At 47.3% G+C, this 16,188-nt stretch carries 12 protein-coding genes; 6 read left to right on the forward strand and 6 right to left on the reverse strand.

Going from position 1 to position 16,188, the window contains the following annotated elements:
* Positions 1-6 precede the first annotated feature (6 nt).
* The gene (locus RIF36_RS10560; protein WP_350128831.1) at positions 7-630 is read right to left on the reverse strand and encodes a hypothetical protein; all 624 of its coding nucleotides are present in this window, start codon (positions 628-630) and stop codon (positions 7-9) included.
* A gap of 267 nt (positions 631-897) precedes the next feature.
* On the opposite strand from RIF36_RS10560, the gene RIF36_RS10565 reads away from it, so the two are divergent.
* A complete protein-coding gene (locus RIF36_RS10565) occupies positions 898-2,013 on the forward strand; it encodes a fasciclin domain-containing protein (RefSeq protein ID WP_152000203.1) in 1,116 nt (371 codons plus the stop codon).
* Positions 2,014-2,075: 62 nt separating this feature from the next.
* Here RIF36_RS10565 and RIF36_RS10570 read toward each other — a convergent pair whose 3' ends face one another.
* Positions 2,076-3,281, reverse strand: coding sequence for an alpha/beta hydrolase family protein (locus tag RIF36_RS10570; RefSeq protein ID WP_350128828.1), 1,206 nt, complete (start codon positions 3,279-3,281; stop codon positions 2,076-2,078).
* Positions 3,282-3,348: 67 nt separating this feature from the next.
* Positions 3,349-6,297 (reverse strand): TonB-dependent receptor domain-containing protein, encoded by a 2,949-nt coding sequence (locus RIF36_RS10575; RefSeq protein WP_350128825.1) that lies wholly within the window; start codon positions 6,295-6,297, stop codon positions 3,349-3,351.
* 233 nt (positions 6,298-6,530) lie between these two features.
* On the opposite strand from RIF36_RS10575, the gene RIF36_RS10580 reads away from it, so the two are divergent.
* Together RIF36_RS10580 and RIF36_RS10585 are read left to right on the forward strand one after the other, a co-directional pair.
* Complete coding sequence (locus RIF36_RS10580) at positions 6,531-7,562, forward strand: galactitol-1-phosphate 5-dehydrogenase (protein ID WP_350128822.1); 1,032 nt, start codon at positions 6,531-6,533, stop codon at positions 7,560-7,562.
* A 5-nt stretch (positions 7,563-7,567) separates the two neighbouring features.
* Positions 7,568-8,650, forward strand: a complete 1,083-nt coding sequence (locus tag RIF36_RS10585) for a Gfo/Idh/MocA family protein (protein ID WP_350128819.1) — start codon at positions 7,568-7,570, stop codon at positions 8,648-8,650.
* Between the two features lie 7 nt (positions 8,651-8,657).
* Here RIF36_RS10585 and RIF36_RS10590 read toward each other — a convergent pair whose 3' ends face one another.
* Positions 8,658-9,650, reverse strand: coding sequence for a phosphotransferase enzyme family protein (locus RIF36_RS10590; RefSeq protein WP_350128816.1), 993 nt, complete (start codon positions 9,648-9,650; stop codon positions 8,658-8,660).
* 209 nt (positions 9,651-9,859) lie between these two features.
* On the opposite strand from RIF36_RS10590, the gene RIF36_RS10595 reads away from it, so the two are divergent.
* The gene (locus RIF36_RS10595) at positions 9,860-10,243 is read left to right on the forward strand and encodes a DUF2683 family protein (protein ID WP_350128813.1); all 384 of its coding nucleotides are present in this window, start codon (positions 9,860-9,862) and stop codon (positions 10,241-10,243) included.
* Entirely contained in the window at positions 10,234-10,494 is a 261-nt protein-coding gene (locus RIF36_RS10600) for a Txe/YoeB family addiction module toxin (protein WP_350075259.1), read from the forward strand. The genes RIF36_RS10595 and RIF36_RS10600 overlap by 10 nt, the downstream gene beginning before the upstream one ends.
* 2 nt (positions 10,495-10,496) lie before the next feature.
* Here RIF36_RS10600 and RIF36_RS10605 read toward each other — a convergent pair whose 3' ends face one another.
* Positions 10,497-11,846, reverse strand: a complete 1,350-nt coding sequence (locus tag RIF36_RS10605; RefSeq protein ID WP_350128810.1) for a sensor histidine kinase — start codon at positions 11,844-11,846, stop codon at positions 10,497-10,499.
* A complete protein-coding gene (locus tag RIF36_RS10610) occupies positions 11,836-13,206 on the reverse strand; it encodes a sigma-54-dependent transcriptional regulator (RefSeq protein ID WP_350128807.1) in 1,371 nt (456 codons plus the stop codon). The genes RIF36_RS10605 and RIF36_RS10610 overlap by 11 nt, the downstream gene beginning before the upstream one ends.
* A 248-nt stretch (positions 13,207-13,454) precedes the next feature.
* Between RIF36_RS10610 and RIF36_RS10615 the strand changes: the two genes are divergently transcribed.
* Positions 13,455-16,157, forward strand: a complete 2,703-nt coding sequence (locus RIF36_RS10615) for an ABC transporter permease (RefSeq protein ID WP_350128804.1) — start codon at positions 13,455-13,457, stop codon at positions 16,155-16,157.
* The last annotated feature ends 31 nt before the right edge of the window (positions 16,158-16,188 follow it).

Below are 16,188 nucleotides of genomic sequence, written 5' to 3' on the forward strand. Positions count from 1 at the left end.
AAGGTCTCAGAGCCGTGGTTCTATATGTGCAGCTCTGGTGATGTATAGTCCAAGCGTAGGGTCGTAAGTAACGGGGGCATCAAGCGCCACGCCGTCTTCATCCGGTGAGTAGGGGCGCCAGGCACCCCTTGGTTCCCCACCCCGGGGAGGTACAGCACCGTCGCATACGTAGTAGCCAACTGTGAAGTCGGGTAGTATGAATGGATAGAAGCGCATGTTATTAAAAGTAAAGTATTCTTTGGATACACCCGTCCCATTGCCTGCTTTTGCCAGCACTCGTTTTGGGCAACCAAACGGCCCAAATATTCGCTTATCTTCGAAAAATTCTTTCAGGTAACCGGCGCTGTCCCCCATGTTCACAAGGAAGAGACCGTGCATGTCCACTCGTTTTCCGTTGACAACACGAGCCTCTTCAAAGTAGGCAGGGATGGTCATTGAAGCGAGGGCTAAGTTGGAATCGACACAGTTTACCTGATAAGAAAAGCCGTAAATGGACAGCCCGGCCAGGTTGTACTCATGGATGTCGTAAGCTGGGATTACTGCCGCAGTTTCCGTAACAGAGATAGCAGTTGACTTGGGGGGCAGCGATGTGAAGTCATCCTTTTTGGCGTAAAGCTTGATAGTTGACATAATGATTAGTGTTAGTTTCTGCTCAAGATAGGGAATTAGCGGCCCCAGCGGAATACTTACTTTTGAGGAAATTGGATTGGCCTTCCTGCCGATCCGTTTTTACACCCTCAAGTCACCTTGTCCGTAAACAAATGGTTGTAACGGAGGTTATACACTAAATGCATTAGTCAACTACTCGTCATGCATACTATTTTATCACATTTCAAACGTTTGTTTGAATAATCTTGCTATATTTCGATCTCGATTTGAACCAAAAAACTACACGTTATGAAAATGAACATTCTTAAATGGGCGAAGATATTTAGCCTGCCAGCCATGGCGCTTGGTCTCCTTGTTTTCACCGGTTGCGGTGGCGATGATGAAGAAGCGAAGCCAACAATGGACATTGTAGAGCTGATTAGCTCTGATAAATACAAGCAGGCCTCTGGAGCCGATGAAGAAGAGTCACTTGACTCCCTTGTCAAATATTTAGGCGTATATCCTGATCTGATTGAGTTGCTGGGCGGCTCTACTGAGTACACGCTTTTTGCGCCAAGTAACACCGCTTTCAAAAGCCTTCTTGCTACGCCAGGGTTCCCAAAAGACATCACAGACATTAACCCTGAAATTGTAAAAGGTGTATTGTCTTACCATGTTGTGTCCGGCACCAAGCTGAAAGCCGATTTGACTGCGGGAACCTCAGTAACAACAGCAGAAACAGAGGCAATTGTTGTGAATGCCGATGGTACGCTGAAAACGGGCTCGACTAATCAGGCTATTGAGATCGTATCGGCGGATCTGAAGGCGACCAATGGTGTCGTGCATTTGGTAGCTACAGTGCTGATTCCACCTTCTGTGGGTGCTTCGCTGACACCAATTTTGGGTACTAACGCCGGAACTTTGCTGCTCGGTGCTCCTTTCAGCACTTTGGCGGCAGGAATTACCCTTGCTGATGTGTATGCAGCTGCAAATGAATTACCTACTCTTACATCTATTCTGGCTGGAGGCACTGTTCACACAGTTTTTGCGCCAACCAATGAAACTTTTACTGCAGGACAGATTACTGCCAATACGTTTACAGGCCAACAATGGTATGGAATTATTGCTAATCATGTGGTTCTTTCAGATGTGACTCCAGCGGCATTGACAGATGCAACTGCTTCTACGACAGGGAAAAAATATAATAGTGCTTTGACCAAGGACGGAGTCAATTATAACCCATTGTATTTTTACTACAATTCAGCTAACAAGCAGGTAGGAGTTGGTATTTTCATCGACAGCAACAGTGATTTCAATCCTGCTACTGGAAGTGGCTTCAATGCTGAGATTGTTGTACCGGATGCTGCTACAAACTCAAACGGCCGAGTACATGTGATTGCCGGGGTACTTTCTCCACCGCAATAATTTTGGAAACAACATTAGCACAAAAAGAAAAGGCCGGATCATCCGGCCTTTTTATTTTTCTCTTATTGATATTCCAGTAACAAGGGGACAAAAGCTTCTACATAAGGAACCACGCCTGTGTAATGGGTAAATCCTTCTAATGGAGTCAGAGTGAGTACAGACGTTGGCGTTCCATTTTCTATCAGCTTATTATAGCTATCCACGGAGTTTTGATAAGGTACGGTTACATCAGCTGTGCCGTGAAACATGTAAGTTTTAACAGTTGGTATCCAGTCGGTGAGACCATTGTCGTTAAAGCCATCCACCAGGTATTGGTAATCTGGGTTGGTATCAATGTTTTCAAGTAAATCAGGCTGTACCAATTCAGAAATAGTATAGCTTAATTCTTCGTTGATTTGTCCGCCGCTTTTGCTTCCATCGAATACCGCCGGAATTTTGGCAGCATAAGGCTCGTTGAAGAAGTTGGACAAAGGTTCTGTCCAGTCGTAGTAGGTTTGGTAAGCCAGCGCCACATAAGCCAGGAAAAACGGGTTGTCGTAGGTTTCAAGACCGAAGAAATATTCCTGCATGCCTTTGACGTCGTAGCCACCCGACGAAGGGAACGATGCCAGTAGATCGAATCCGTCGAGGGGATTATTTTCAATGGACTGTTGCGCTGCCATAGTTGCATATCCTCCCTGAGAGTAACCTGCAAGAAAAAGTTGGGTGTCGAACTTAATACCTTCCTGTTGTGCCAGCTGGTGAGCCGCTTTCAGCGCATCTACAACCGCCGTTGCCGTTGTTTCTTTTACATAATATGGGTGTAGAACCTCCTTCGATGCTCCGAAGCCAATGAAATCAGGAACGACCGTAATGAATCCTGGACTCGCCATGGCGGCGTAAAGAATGAGAGAGGTGCTTTGAAGAGATGAAGAAGAAGGGGCTTCGGCATTGGAGGCTATGGTGCCATGCTGAAAGCTTATCATACTAACTTGCTCCTCGGTGTCAGGCAAAATGACCACTCCTGAAGCGGTAATCGTTTGCCCCTTATAAGTTGTTTCGTATGTGATCTTGTAGATGTCTACACTGTAAATAAACCGGTCAGTTGGGATGTCAATACCAGCGGCGGCAACAAAAGTCTTCAACTCTCCAGCGGATCTGCTTAAGAAGGGGGTTGCCTCCTTTAGATTGGTATACTTTACCGATGGCCCTCCGTCGTCGTCTTTTTGGCAAGAGGTGATGCCGAGCAACAGAATAAACAGGAAACTGAGTAGGTAATTCTTTTTCATAGTCGTGGGCTTAAATAAAAAAGGCTGTCAAATTAAAGACAGCCTTCATGGGCAAATTGTTGTTACGTTAATTCATTAGTTCATCAAAAGTGAGCGATACATAGTAGATGGCGCCAATATTGGGGCCGCCTAAGCTCTGGATATAGTAGGTGTTGAGAATGTTGGAACCGCCCACCTTAAGCATTGATTTGATATTGGGCAATTTAAAGCTCATTTGGGCATCTACTGTTGTGTAAGCAGGCACCATTCCAAACGCTGGCGCTACGAAAGAGGACTGCCATTCGAACTCAGTTTGCCATCTCATGGCCACGTTGAAGCCAATTACGTCAGTAAGCTTGCGGTTGGCAAACGACACGTTCACTTTGTGCTCTGGCGTGTTGTACTCCGCCAGAAAATTTTCCGGCACGTCGTTCAGTACATTCCAGCTATGATTGGCCGAAATGGTGTATCCACGGCTCAGATTGTAAGTAAGCCCAATAGCAGTGCCCTGGGACGTTACGGTTTGATCAATATTGGTATAAATCTGGAAAGTGTTCAGGTCAGTCCCGTTTAGAATTGTAGCATAATTGGGTGTGCCCACAAGGTCTGGACTAGGTGCTGTTGCCTCAGTAAATGCCGTGGCCTTTCTTACTCGTATTTGAGAAATAAAATCATCGTAAATATTGTAGTAGAAGCCCGCATCAATCATCAGCTTATTCTGAATCAGGGTTTTGTAGCCAATCTCAAACGACTTTACCTGCTCTGGCTTTACAGGGTTGAATGTTGTTACCGGCGTTAACAGGGCAATGTTGGCAGGGTTGAAGATCGCTGCTGAAGTCGCCCCCTGATTGAATACCGCTGTCCCGTAGTTTTGAACAGAAAAGCCTTCATAACCCAGTGGAACACCAGTACTTGACAGTTCGGTAAGATTGTACTTCTCGGCGTACTGTGGAAGTCCTCCCAATAACCTGGCACTAATGATGCTAAGGTCGATATGCTGCCCCTGGGTTGTAGGAATTCTAAACCCAGTCTGGAAGGAAGCTCTCAGATTATGATTCTCTTTTACTTTCCAAACCGCAGAAAGCCTTGGGTTAACCCGCCCTTTAAAGTTCTGGTTTTTGTCGTAGCGAACAGAGCCTGATAGTTTCACTTTGCGTTCACCTATCCACTTGCCAAACTGCGTGTAAATGCCCTGCTCTGCAATGGTAATAGGCGCATCTGCATCATCAAAAATGGTTCCGCCAGAATTGAGCTCATACAACCTGTAGCTGGCACCGACCTGTAGTTCCATGAAATCGATCTCGTTTTTGAAGTCGTACTGAGCTTCTGCATGATACAGGTTGGTGCGGTCGTTGAATCCCGGCCCTTTTGGAACCACACCGACCAAAGCCCTTTTCTTTATGTCCTGAAATTCCTTTGACTTGGGGTCAAGTACGAACAGGTCATTGAAAACACCCCTTGCGTAAGCATGACCAGCCTGCTGTACCTGAATTCTTTCAGCATCAGATAACGCATTGACGTCGCCCGGAGCGTATCCTGAATTGTACAGATACCTGAGGTATTCGATGCCGTAATTGCCTAAAGCACTTGAAACATCAAAATTGGGGTTGACCCTTGCGGCAGCCAGGTCGTTGACCCTTTTGGCCAAAAACTCCGTGATATATGAATCTCCTGAGTTTTCCCTGGTGGTATAAGCTCTTACATAGAAATTGTCGCCTCTCAACTGCAGGCGGTGCTGCATAATGCCGAAGTTGTTTAGCGAATATCTTTGGGCACCAGTATAGATACTCGTTCCCCAGCCTCCATTGAACAGGTAACTCAATTCCATTCTATCATTGGGACGGTAGAAAAGCCCCACGCTTGCTTTCTTGTTTTCAGCACCGTAATCGATGAGATCAACCTCCTTGTATGGGGTGACTGAAACCACGTTGCTCGGAAGGTCGCCAGCGGCTGCATAGGTCTGGGCAGAAACACCAGGCTCAAATACGGCATTTCTAGCCAGTACATTCCAGTTGGCGCTGAGAGGGAAAATAGCGAGGTTGATGGAAGCCTCATCGCCCATATAATGCAACCTGTCTGACCCTGGGTTGGAGCTGAATCCCTCAGGTGTTCTTGCTATTTCCCGGTCAACGTCGCTGGTGCCGTGCCAGTCCTCGGCCTTGCTGTAGGCGAGGTTTACCTTGAATGCGAACTTGTTATTGAATGACTTTGCGTAACGAAGAGCACCTTCATAAAGGGGAGCGGCGTCATGACCTGATTTTTCCCCGCCACCAAGGTGGTTGACACCCACTTTTGAGAAGGCACTCAATCCCTGGTACTCAAAAGGACTCTTGCTGTTGACCAGTAGAATGCCGTTAAAAGCATTGGGGCCATATAGCGCAGAGGAGGCACCCGGAATCAGCTCCACACTTTCTACGTCGAGTTCTGAGGGGCCGTTGAGGTTCCCTATCGGAAAATTGAGGGCAGGAGCCTGTGTGTCCATCCCGTCTGTAAGCTGCACAAACCGGGTGTTGCCTGTGTTGGCAAATCCTCTGGTATTGATGATTTGGAAGTTGATACTACTGCTGGTAACGTCCACGCCCTTCAGGGCTGCAATGCCCTTGTAGTAGTTGTCAGATGCAGTGGACTGCACAGCCAGGATATCCATTTTCTCAATGGACACAGGAGACTCCAAAATGCTTTCCTCTACCCTGGAGGCTGAAATGACCACCTCTTGCCCAAGCATCGTTTGCTCCTCCATTTTGATGTCAATATTGCTCATGGCGGCATTGCTCACCACAAACTCCTGTGTGGTATACCCTATATAGGATATTTGAAGTGTGAAAGGAGGGGCATCGCCGACGCTGAGTTTGAAGTTACCGTTGATGTCGGTTACCGTACCCAACACCTTGCCCTTCACAAGGATGTTGACTCCGGCAAGTCCGTCGCCATTAGCGGCATCAGTTATTTTGCCCGAAATGCTGGTTTGAGCTATCGCCGTGGAGGCAGCGAATAAAAACAGAAATAGTAAGTTTAAGTAAGTAGTAGTCTTATTCATAGGGTCATGTTTAGCTAATCCTTAAATCTAAATCTTTTTTTGAGAATTTGGCAAAGCGAATCTCTGTATGGGATATTTAAATAGAGCCTGATCAGCAGGCTTGTTTTGGCTGGCAATAATAAAGATATAACTATTGCGCAAACTTGAGCTATCGACCAGACAAAATATGACACACGGATTGCCTCTTGATGGGTAATTGCCTTAACTTATGAACTCATTAAACACCCCTTACAATGAAAGCCCTTGTGCTGGAAGCTTACAATCAATTTATTTATAAAGAAGTACCCGACCCGAAGATCGCTGATAACGAAGTGCTGGTGAGAGTAAAAGCTGCGGGAATATGTGGCAGCGATGTGCATGGAATGGATGGCAGCTCCGGAAGAAGGCTTCCACCCGTTATTATGGGGCATGAGGCTGCGGGCGAAATAGCAGCGGTGGGGAGCGATGTTACCGACTGGAAGGCAGGCGACAGGGTTACGTTTGATTCGACTATTTTTAAAAAAGACGATTGGTTTACACAACGGGGTCATTACCAGCTCAGTGATGACAAAATGGTGGTGGGCGTATCTACACCAGATTTCCGAAAAGATGGTGCCTTTGCAGAATATGTCGTCTTGCCTGAGCACATTCTTTATAAACTTCCTGATACCATTTCATACACGCAGGCTGCTTTTGTGGAGCCGGCGGGGGTAGCGCTTCATGGCATCGAAATTACCCAACCCTCCATGACCGATATCGTGGTGGTAGTGGGAGTAGGCATGGTGGGCACGTTTGTGCTTCAGTTGCTGAAAATCAGAGGCTGCCGGAAGGTGATTGCTGTCGATATCGACGACATTAAGCTGGATCTGGCCAGGAAGCTTGGCGCCGACCACGCCTTTCTGCCGAATGATCCAAAGTTGATGGAAACAGTGAAAGGCTTGACCGACGGACGTGGGGCAGATGTAGTTTTTGAGGTGGTAGGAGAGGAGGACAGTGTGAATACCTGCATCTCGGCTGTTCGCAAAGGAGGCAAAGTAACACTGATCGGCAACGTAACGCCTACCATCAATTTTCCTGTGCAGTCGGTAGTTACCCGGGAAATAAGAGTGCAGGGATCGTGCGCTATTAATGGTGAATACCCGGCGGTGCTGGATTTGATCGCTTCGGGTCGCCTGGATGTAAGCAGCATCTTGTCGGTAGAGGCGCCGCTGTCCGAGGGCGCCACCTGGTTTGATCGATTATACAATAAAGAAAAAGGCCTCATGAAAGTGATGCTAAAGCCCTAAGAAAAATGGAGAAAATTAGAGTAGGAGTAGTTGGAAGTGGAAAAGCCGCAGGCATGCATGCTGATGGCATTATGAATATCAAAAATGCCAGTCTTATGGCGATTCATAGCCGAAGCAAGGAAAGGGGCGAGGCTTTTGCCGGGAAGTATGGAGCCAAATCCTATCAGGATATTGCCGACATGGTTGCGGCTGAAAAGCTGGAGATGGTTACCGTTTGTTCGCCTCACCCTAACCACCTTGAGGCGGTGGAAGCGGCCATGAGCGAGGGTGCTCATGTGCTGGTAGAAAAACCGCTGGCTTCTACGCTGGAAGATTGCGACGCCATGATTGCCGCCTCAAAGAAATATGGCAAAAAGCTGGGCATGGTGAGCCAGCGGCGTATCCTGCCAGCCTCACAAAGGATAAGAAAAGCGATAGACGCCGGGAAGATTGGCACGCCTGCGCTTGGCATTGCTCAGTTGCTGGGCTGGCGTGGCGAAGAATACTATAGAAGCGACCCCTGGAGAGGCAGCTGGGAGCATGAGGGTGGTGGTGTGCTGGTGAACCAGGCCCCGCACCAAATCGACCTGCTGCAATGGTATATGGGCGGAGAAATGGAATCGCTGTACGGTGTATGGAACAATATCAACCATCCTTACATTGAAGTGGACGACACAGCGGTGGCTATCATTAAGTTCAAGGGAGGCGGTATTGCTAACCTCATTTTGAGCAATTCGCAAAAGCCAGGCCTCTATGGCAAAGTGCATGTTCATGGCTCCAATGGTGCTTCAGTAGGTGTGCAAACAGACGGTGGGGCCATGTTCATCGCAGGCATATCGAAAGTTCAGGAACCACCGAAAACAGACCTGTGGACAGTGCCGGGGGAAGAAGGCCTGGTGGCGAAGTGGGAAAAAGAAGACGTTGACTTGTTTCACAGAGAGGATCCGATTGAATACTTCATCCGGGCCCAGAACCAGGACTTCGTGGATGCGATCATCAATGACAGACCACCCATGGTCGATGGCAAAGAAGGCAGGAAGACGGTGGAGATATTTACGGCCATCTACCGCTCGATGAAAGAAGGGAAAGAGATTAAATGGCCGCTATAGCAACTGGTTAGTAGCCGTACGGCTGCATCATTTGTCTCATCATCTGCACTCTTTTGCCCAGATGAGGTGGCTGCAGCAAGGGCAGGAACTGGTCATGGGTGGTGTAAAAGCCAAGGTAGAAAAGCCAGAAGCCTAACGAAAGCGGAGGGATCATACCAATCTCTGCGTCGCTCACGGTTTTGTGCGACTGATAGGCTTTCAGGAAGGTAGCAAAGGCCTTATCGGCTACCTCTCTTTTTAACTTGCCATATTGAACATCCAGGTCGAGGCTGATTTTGAAGGTCATGATATCGTTAACCAGCCATCCATAGCCCATAAAGTCGAAATCGAAAAAGGTAAACTGTCCGTTGTCGTCGATATGGAAGTTCTTGGGCATGAAATCGTAGTGGCAGTAGCCTTTGGAGAATGAGGTGTCGTCTACATTTTTGATTGCTGTTGACGCTTTATTTGCTGCCTGTTCGAGCCAGCGGCAATCTTCGCTTTCGGCCCCAAGGTAGGGTTGGATGGCTTTTATGGGTTGCTGCAATGTCGTTTCAATATCGAATGTCCAGCGGGGGTAGGTAAGCACCAGGTCAGTCGATACCTCATGGAACCTTGCCATTTCAAAGCCTAATGTCTTGAGCTGGTTGTCATCCAACACCGACACAAATTGACCGGCAGCGTAGGAAAACAAAACACCATACTTCTTTCCCTCAGCAGCCTCAAAGGTATGGATGTGGCGTCCTTCGGTATCTGCTATCGGAACTGAAACAGGCACTCCGGCAGCTTTTAACTGCAAAAGCAATTCGACTTCAGCAGCCACATGTTCATAAGAACGGATATCGTGACGGTAAATTCTTAGGATATACTTTTGGTTCGAGACTTGAATCAGATAAGTGTCGCCTACACCTCTCAGCAGCAACTCACATCGCACCACCGACCAGTGATAAGCTTTTGCAATGTATTGCTCCAAAGCAGAGGCCGAAAGGGTAGAATAACTGGTTGGGAAGAGCGAGCTCATTGGGTGAAGAAAGTTTAAAAATGGGGGACAAAACTAAATAAAACTTTTAGCCCGCCACGCTCATGGCTAACTTTTTCCTTTGTCTGAAAACTGTTGCCTGAAGACACAAAGTCATAAAAAAAGTAGGTGGCTATTTAGTCATCTCCTTTTCTTTAGTCGGTCTTCCTTAGATGTCAGTCTTAGCACCGTTTACCTTTAGAAAACCTCTAATGACAGTAGGGGAGCAAGCCAGGCAGGAGCTGTTACCAGATTGCCGCCGACATGAGCGCCGTCCACTGGAATGTTCTGGAGCGATAGTTACTTCTGGCCCCACGGCTGGGTATGCAGCAAGCTTCCTTTCTTTGAATGATTCGGCTTGGAATATTGATTTCCGAATTTCTTATCTTTGTAACATGAGTCAAGTAATAGCATATCCAGATAACAAGGAGAAATTAGTTGCCTTAAAAGCTTTCATGAAGGCTTTGAAGATTTCCTTTGAAGAAAAGGACGCTGGGCAGTTTAACCCTGAATTCGTTTCCAAAATCATGAAAGGAGACAATGACTTGAAAGAAGGAAAGGGTGTCAAGATCGACACAGATGATTTATGGAAGTAATTTACCTTCCAGAGGCCATTCTTGATCTCGCTTTTTGGAAGAAATCTGGAAACAAGAAAATCCAGCAGCGAATAACTATTTTGGTTAAAGCTATCCAGGTTGATCCATTTCAAGGAATTGGTAAGCCAGAACCATTGAGGCACAATCTTTCTGGAAAATGGTCGAGAAGAATCAATGCGGAGCACCGGCTTGTTTATACAATCGAGAATGACCTCATTTACATTTATTCTTTAAGGGGACATTACAAGTAAGCCTATACCCTCACCACAAAGCTAGTCCCTTTCCCCAATTCAGTATTCACAGTTAACGTCCCTTTGTGCAGCCTGATTATCTGCCGACTAAGGCTGAGGCCAATGCCTGAGCCCTGCTTTTTTGTTGTGTAGAAAGGCACGAAAATGTTATCAAGTACATCAGACGGTATTCCATGCCCATTGTCTGAGATTGAGATGATAACATTTCCATTATCTTGCGTTGCGCTCATTTTGATAAGGGGAGAAGCGGTGGCTTCCACTGCTTCACCAGCGTTTTTTACGAGGTTGATCAATACCTGCTCAAACAGGTCTTTGTCGATGGTAATTTCCAGCCCGGCTGGGGAGGTTTCTGTCTCCAGCTTGATTTTCTTTTTATCAAAGTCCTTCAAAAAGAGTTTTTCAACCTCGCCAAACAGCGTTGATACTTTTATTTTTTCAAACCTGGGAGGCTGAATATTTGTCAAACTGCGGTAGGCCTCTACAAACCTGACGAGGCCTTTACTGCGGTTTTCTATCGTTTTGAGGCTGTCCACAACATCTTTCGCCGATTCGTCATCCAACGCTGAAAGAGGCAGAGGCTGACCTGCCTCGTCTTCGAGCATTTCCCTGATAACCGATGTAAGCGTGGAGATGGGAATCGCTGAATTCATGATTTCGTGGGTCAATACCCTAATTAGTTTCTGCCATGAGTCTAGTTCTCTTTCCTCCAGCTCGTTTCTAATGTCCTGAAAGGAAATGATCCGGTACTGAGTGTTCTTTACGGTAATCGATGAGCACTGAACGGACAGGTTGTAAAGCTCCTTGTGCAGCAGCTTGGTGAGAATGCGCTGGCCCGGCTCCAAAGCGTCGATGGTGTTATAAAAGGCTTCGTCAACATTGCGAAGAGAGCCCATGTTTTTAATAAACTTCTTGCCCGTGAGCTCTGTAAACGACCGATTGTAGATCAGCACTTCGCCTTTTGGGTCGGCTACAACAAGGGCCACCCTCACATGTTCCACAATGGTCTGAAGGAACAGGTATTGCGACTCACGCTCGGAGCTTAGCTGATGGAAGACCCTGATGATTTCGGAATAGGCAAACTTCAGGTCGTCGACCCGGAAGCGGGCGGTGTGGCCGGAAAAAGAATTGGTAAAATCTCCCTGTTTGATAGCAGAAAGGAAATTGTAGAGCTCCCTCCGGTAGATTTCCACATAGCGGAACAAGGATACCGTGGCAATGGCAGTAAACAACATCAGCCAGCAGCCAGCCAGCCAGAAATCGGTGCTGATAATGATGTACATGCCTGCGTAGCCCAGCACCAGGATCAGTGCAATACGGACGATGACCTGCCAGCGAAACCTGTCAAAAACCATACTTCTTCATTTTGCGGTACAGCGTGGTGCGGCCCATGCCCATTTCGTCAGCGGCTTTGGTCAGGTTACCTTCCCATTTTTTGATGGCTTTTTGGATAAGCTGCTTTTCCATTTCATCTTTCTGAAGCACTTCGTTGATCATGGCGGGCTGAGGCTTTTTGTCGAGCGGGAAATCATCGGCAGTCAGCTCAGTGGTATCAGCCATGATCACTGCTCTTTCCATCGTATGTTGCAGCTCACGGATGTTGCCAGGCCAGGGGTACTGGTCTAGCTTTTTTAGCGCTGATTTGTTCAGTGACAGCTGTCGCTTGTTGTATTTGGCAGCGTACAAGTTAAGATAATGCTCCGCCAGTAATGCCACGTCGCCGATCCGTGACCGAAGAGGAGGCAGCGTAATCTCTACCGTGTTGATCCGATACAACAGATCTTGTCGGAAATCACCACTTTCAATCATTTCATCTATTCGGCTATTGGTGGCTGAAATCAGCCGGATGTCAATATCGACCGGACGATTCGAGCCGATAGGTGTCACCTGCCGGGCTTGAAGCACCGTGAGTAGCTTGGACTGCTGGGTGGTGGTCAGGTTGCCAATTTCATCTAAAAACAGCGTGCCTCCCGACGCTATTTCCAGCCGCCCCTGCCTGTCTTCTTTGGCATCAGTAAAAGCACCCTTTTTGTGCCCAAACAGCTCCGATTCAAAGAGGCTTTCTGCCAATGAACCAAGGTCTACTTTAATGAAAGGCTCTTTTGCCCGGAGCGACTGACGGTAGATCTCCCTCGCTACCAACTCTTTGCCTGTTCCGTTTTCGCCGAGAATGAGCACGTTGGCGTCTGTTTTTGCTACTTTTTCTATCGCTTCAAACACAGGAGCCATCACATCGGAACGACTGATCATGTCGGGAAACGCCTTGTCAATGTCACCAGTTATTACCTTTTCCCTCGATTTTAACTTAAGCACCTCTTTTTTGGAGCGGGAAAGCTGAAAGACGTTTTCGACGGTAGCTATCAGCTTTTCCCTTTCCCAGGGCTTCACCAGAAAATCGATGGCACCAATTTTCATGGCTTCAACCGCCAGCTGGATGTCGCCGTAGGCGGTGTTCATAATGACGTGCGCCTGCGGATCAAGCTTAAGTATTTCTCTCAGCCAAAAGAGTCCTTCGTTCCCGCTTGTTTGCCCATGGGAGAAGTTCATATCGAGCAGAATCACGTCGAAGGCAGTTTTCTCCAATAGCCTTGGCAGTCGTTTTGGGTCGGTCTCGGTATGCACTTCACCGAATCTTTGCTTAAGCACCAGCTTTGCGGTGTAGAGCACGTCCTCGTCGTCTTCAATGATGAGTATATTGGCGTTGAGCTTCGGCATTACCAGTAATTCGTTTGTAGATAACCCTCCAAGGGCTGATCTTCAGCATAGCAAGAGCCCTTGGAAGGTTTAAAGCAGAAATATATCAACTGTTCCACAATGAAACGAAAAATTGTTCCAAAATGAAACAATTGTGGGCTTCAATACAGATGTATTAGGTTGTAATTAATTGATAATCAACAAATAATGAAATGTGGCATTCGGTTTGGAAACTAAAGGGGCAACACGGGCGCTTTAAACTTTGAAGCATGTTTAAGAACTACTTTACCATCGCACTGAGGAACCTCCTGAAAAACAAAGGTTTTTCTGCCATCAACATACTTGGCCTCGCTCTTGGAATGGCCGCTACGCTGGCTATTCTGTATTATGTGAGGCATGAAACCAGCTACGACAAGTTTCATGCAAGGAAAGACCAGATATATCGTGTGACGACTGAGACCTACAATGGCGACATATTATCTGAGAAGGCTGTCGTTTCAGGGCGGGAAATGGGGCCAGCTTTGAAGGCTGATTTTCCTGACGTTGCCAACTTTGCCAGAATTCATCCGGAGTATGGCTCTGCGCTCGTTACTTACTTCACTGATTTTGAAAAAAGGCAGATTGCGCACACATTTAGTTTACCGACCAATGACACCATACAATTGGTTGCCGTAACCGGAAACTTCTGTGGCTGGTGCGAAGGAGTTCAGCTAAAGAAAAAAGACAACAAATGGCAGGCTACAGTGATGCTGTTGCCTGGCGATTACATGTACCAATTTGCCATAGGTGACACCACCATCGTCGATCCGGGCATAGAAGAGACCAACGAAGATGGGGACGCTTCCATCATCCATATTGCAGCACCAGAGCAGGCAGCGCTGGGAGGCGGACAGGAAATATCCTTTCGGGAGGAGCATTTAGCTTTTGTTGACCCTTCGTTTCTGAAGGTTTTCTCATTTCCGGTCGTTATTGGTGACCCCGATCATCAGCTGGAGGGCCCCAACACCCTGGTGATTACGAAAACAATTGCTGAAAAATATTTACAGGGCGACAACCCAATTGGTAAAGTGCTGAGAATTGGCAACAGGCAAAGCTATACTGTGACGGGGGTGATAGACGATATGCCGGACAACTCGCATTTTCATTTCGATTTTCTCATGCCGATGGCGAACATCATTGCCACTTACAAAGATGCACCCTGGGGCTGGACCAACTTTTATACCTATGTCGAGCTTAAGGAATCGGCCGATGCACTGGCTTTAAGTGCACAGCTACCTGGTTTTGTGGAAAAACACCAGGGGGAGGAGCTTAGGCAAAGAAATGTAAAAGAAATATTGTTCCTGCAACCATTAGCGGACATCCACCTGAGGTCAAACCTCTTTGCTGAGTTGGAAACCAATGGAAGTATGGAAACGGTGCGATTTCTTTCTTTGCTGGCCTTGTTCATTTTTGTGATCGCCTGTATCAACTTTCTTAATCTTTCCACGGCCAGGGCAGTATCGAGGGCCAAAGAAGTGGGTGTTCGCAAGGTGACAGGAGCCTCCAGGGGTTGGCTCGTACGCCAGTTTCTCTTTGAGGCTTTTCTGGTCAACCTGATAGCGCTGGTAATAGGAATCACCCTTTTTCAGGTTTCACTGCCTTACATGGCTGAGGTGGCCGGAATTCCGGAGTCGCTTAGCGTTTGGTCGGTACCATTATTCTGGCTACTCGTTGGTGGGATGCTTGTGGTGGGCACATTGCTGTCGGGCATATATCCGGCTATGGTGCTATCTTCCTACCAGCCGGTGGTGGTGCTCAAGGGCAAGTTTGGCAATTCTGCAAAAGGCAATTTTCTAAAAAAGGGGCTGGTCGTTTTTCAGTTTATGGTTTCCGCCGGACTAGTGGCCTCTATTCTCGTGGTTTTTTTACAACTACAGTACCTCCGCAATCAGCCGCTTGGAGTTGATATTAGTGATGTGCTCGTGCTAAAAGCCCCGTTGCTGAGAGGGAGTGATTTCAGAAACAACGTTGAGAAATTCCGGACTCAAATGGCTGCTATTCCCGAGGTGGTAAGCTATTCCAACTCTTCGGCTGTGCCCGGGGAAGGATATCAGTGGACGTCGGGAGGATGGCGAAAAGAGGGAGCGCCAGAAGATCAGCGATCCAGGCACCACGTGATTGTGACAGACAAGTCCTATGTGGAGACCTACAAAATTGAAATCCTCGCCGGAAACAATTTTAGCGAAAAGCCTGCTGAAGGCACCGACTATTCCGAATTGCTGTTAAGCGAGGCGTCGGCAAAGGCGCTGGGTTTCACTACGCCAGAGGAGGCTGTCAACTCCTTTATCAGCAGCGGAGAGGATCGGATGAAGGTTATAGGCGTATTCAAAAACTATTCACATGAGTCGCTGAAAAGCGAATACCCGAATATTGCCCTGTATAATTATCCATGGGCAAGAGGTCTTGCTTCTCTGAGGCTACAAGGCGACAATTTGCAGACATTGCTTCCAAAGCTGACCGAAGCGTGGGAAACCTCATTTCCTGGCAATCCGATGGAATACTTCTTTCTTGAGGATTCCTTTAACAAACAGTATGCTGCGGAGGAACGGTTCGAGACAGTCTTTACCACATTTACCTTTCTGGCTTTGTTTGTTGCGTGCCTGGGGTTGTTCGGTTTGGTGTCGTATCAAAATACTTTAAAGAGTAAAGAAATAGCGATTCGCAAGGTGATAGGCGCTTCTGTTTCTAACATTTTCTATCTTCTTTCTCAGGGGTATCTGAAGCTGGTGCTGATTGCCAGTGTACTTGCTCTGCCGGCGGTATGGTATTTCAATAGTGAGTGGTTGTCGGGTTTTGCCAATCGAATCGAGCTGGGTTGGTGGTTTTATGTGTTGCCGTTGATAGCCGTAATGATGATTGCTTTTGTTACGGTTGGTTATAAAACACTTCAGGCCGCAAAAGGCAATCCGACGGAAAATTTGAGGTATGAGTAGAAAACGAATGGGACAGGTAGTACCAAAAAGT

It is taken from the genome of Imperialibacter sp. (assembly GCF_040222815.1).
GTDB lineage: Bacteria > Bacteroidota > Bacteroidia > Cytophagales > Cyclobacteriaceae > Imperialibacter.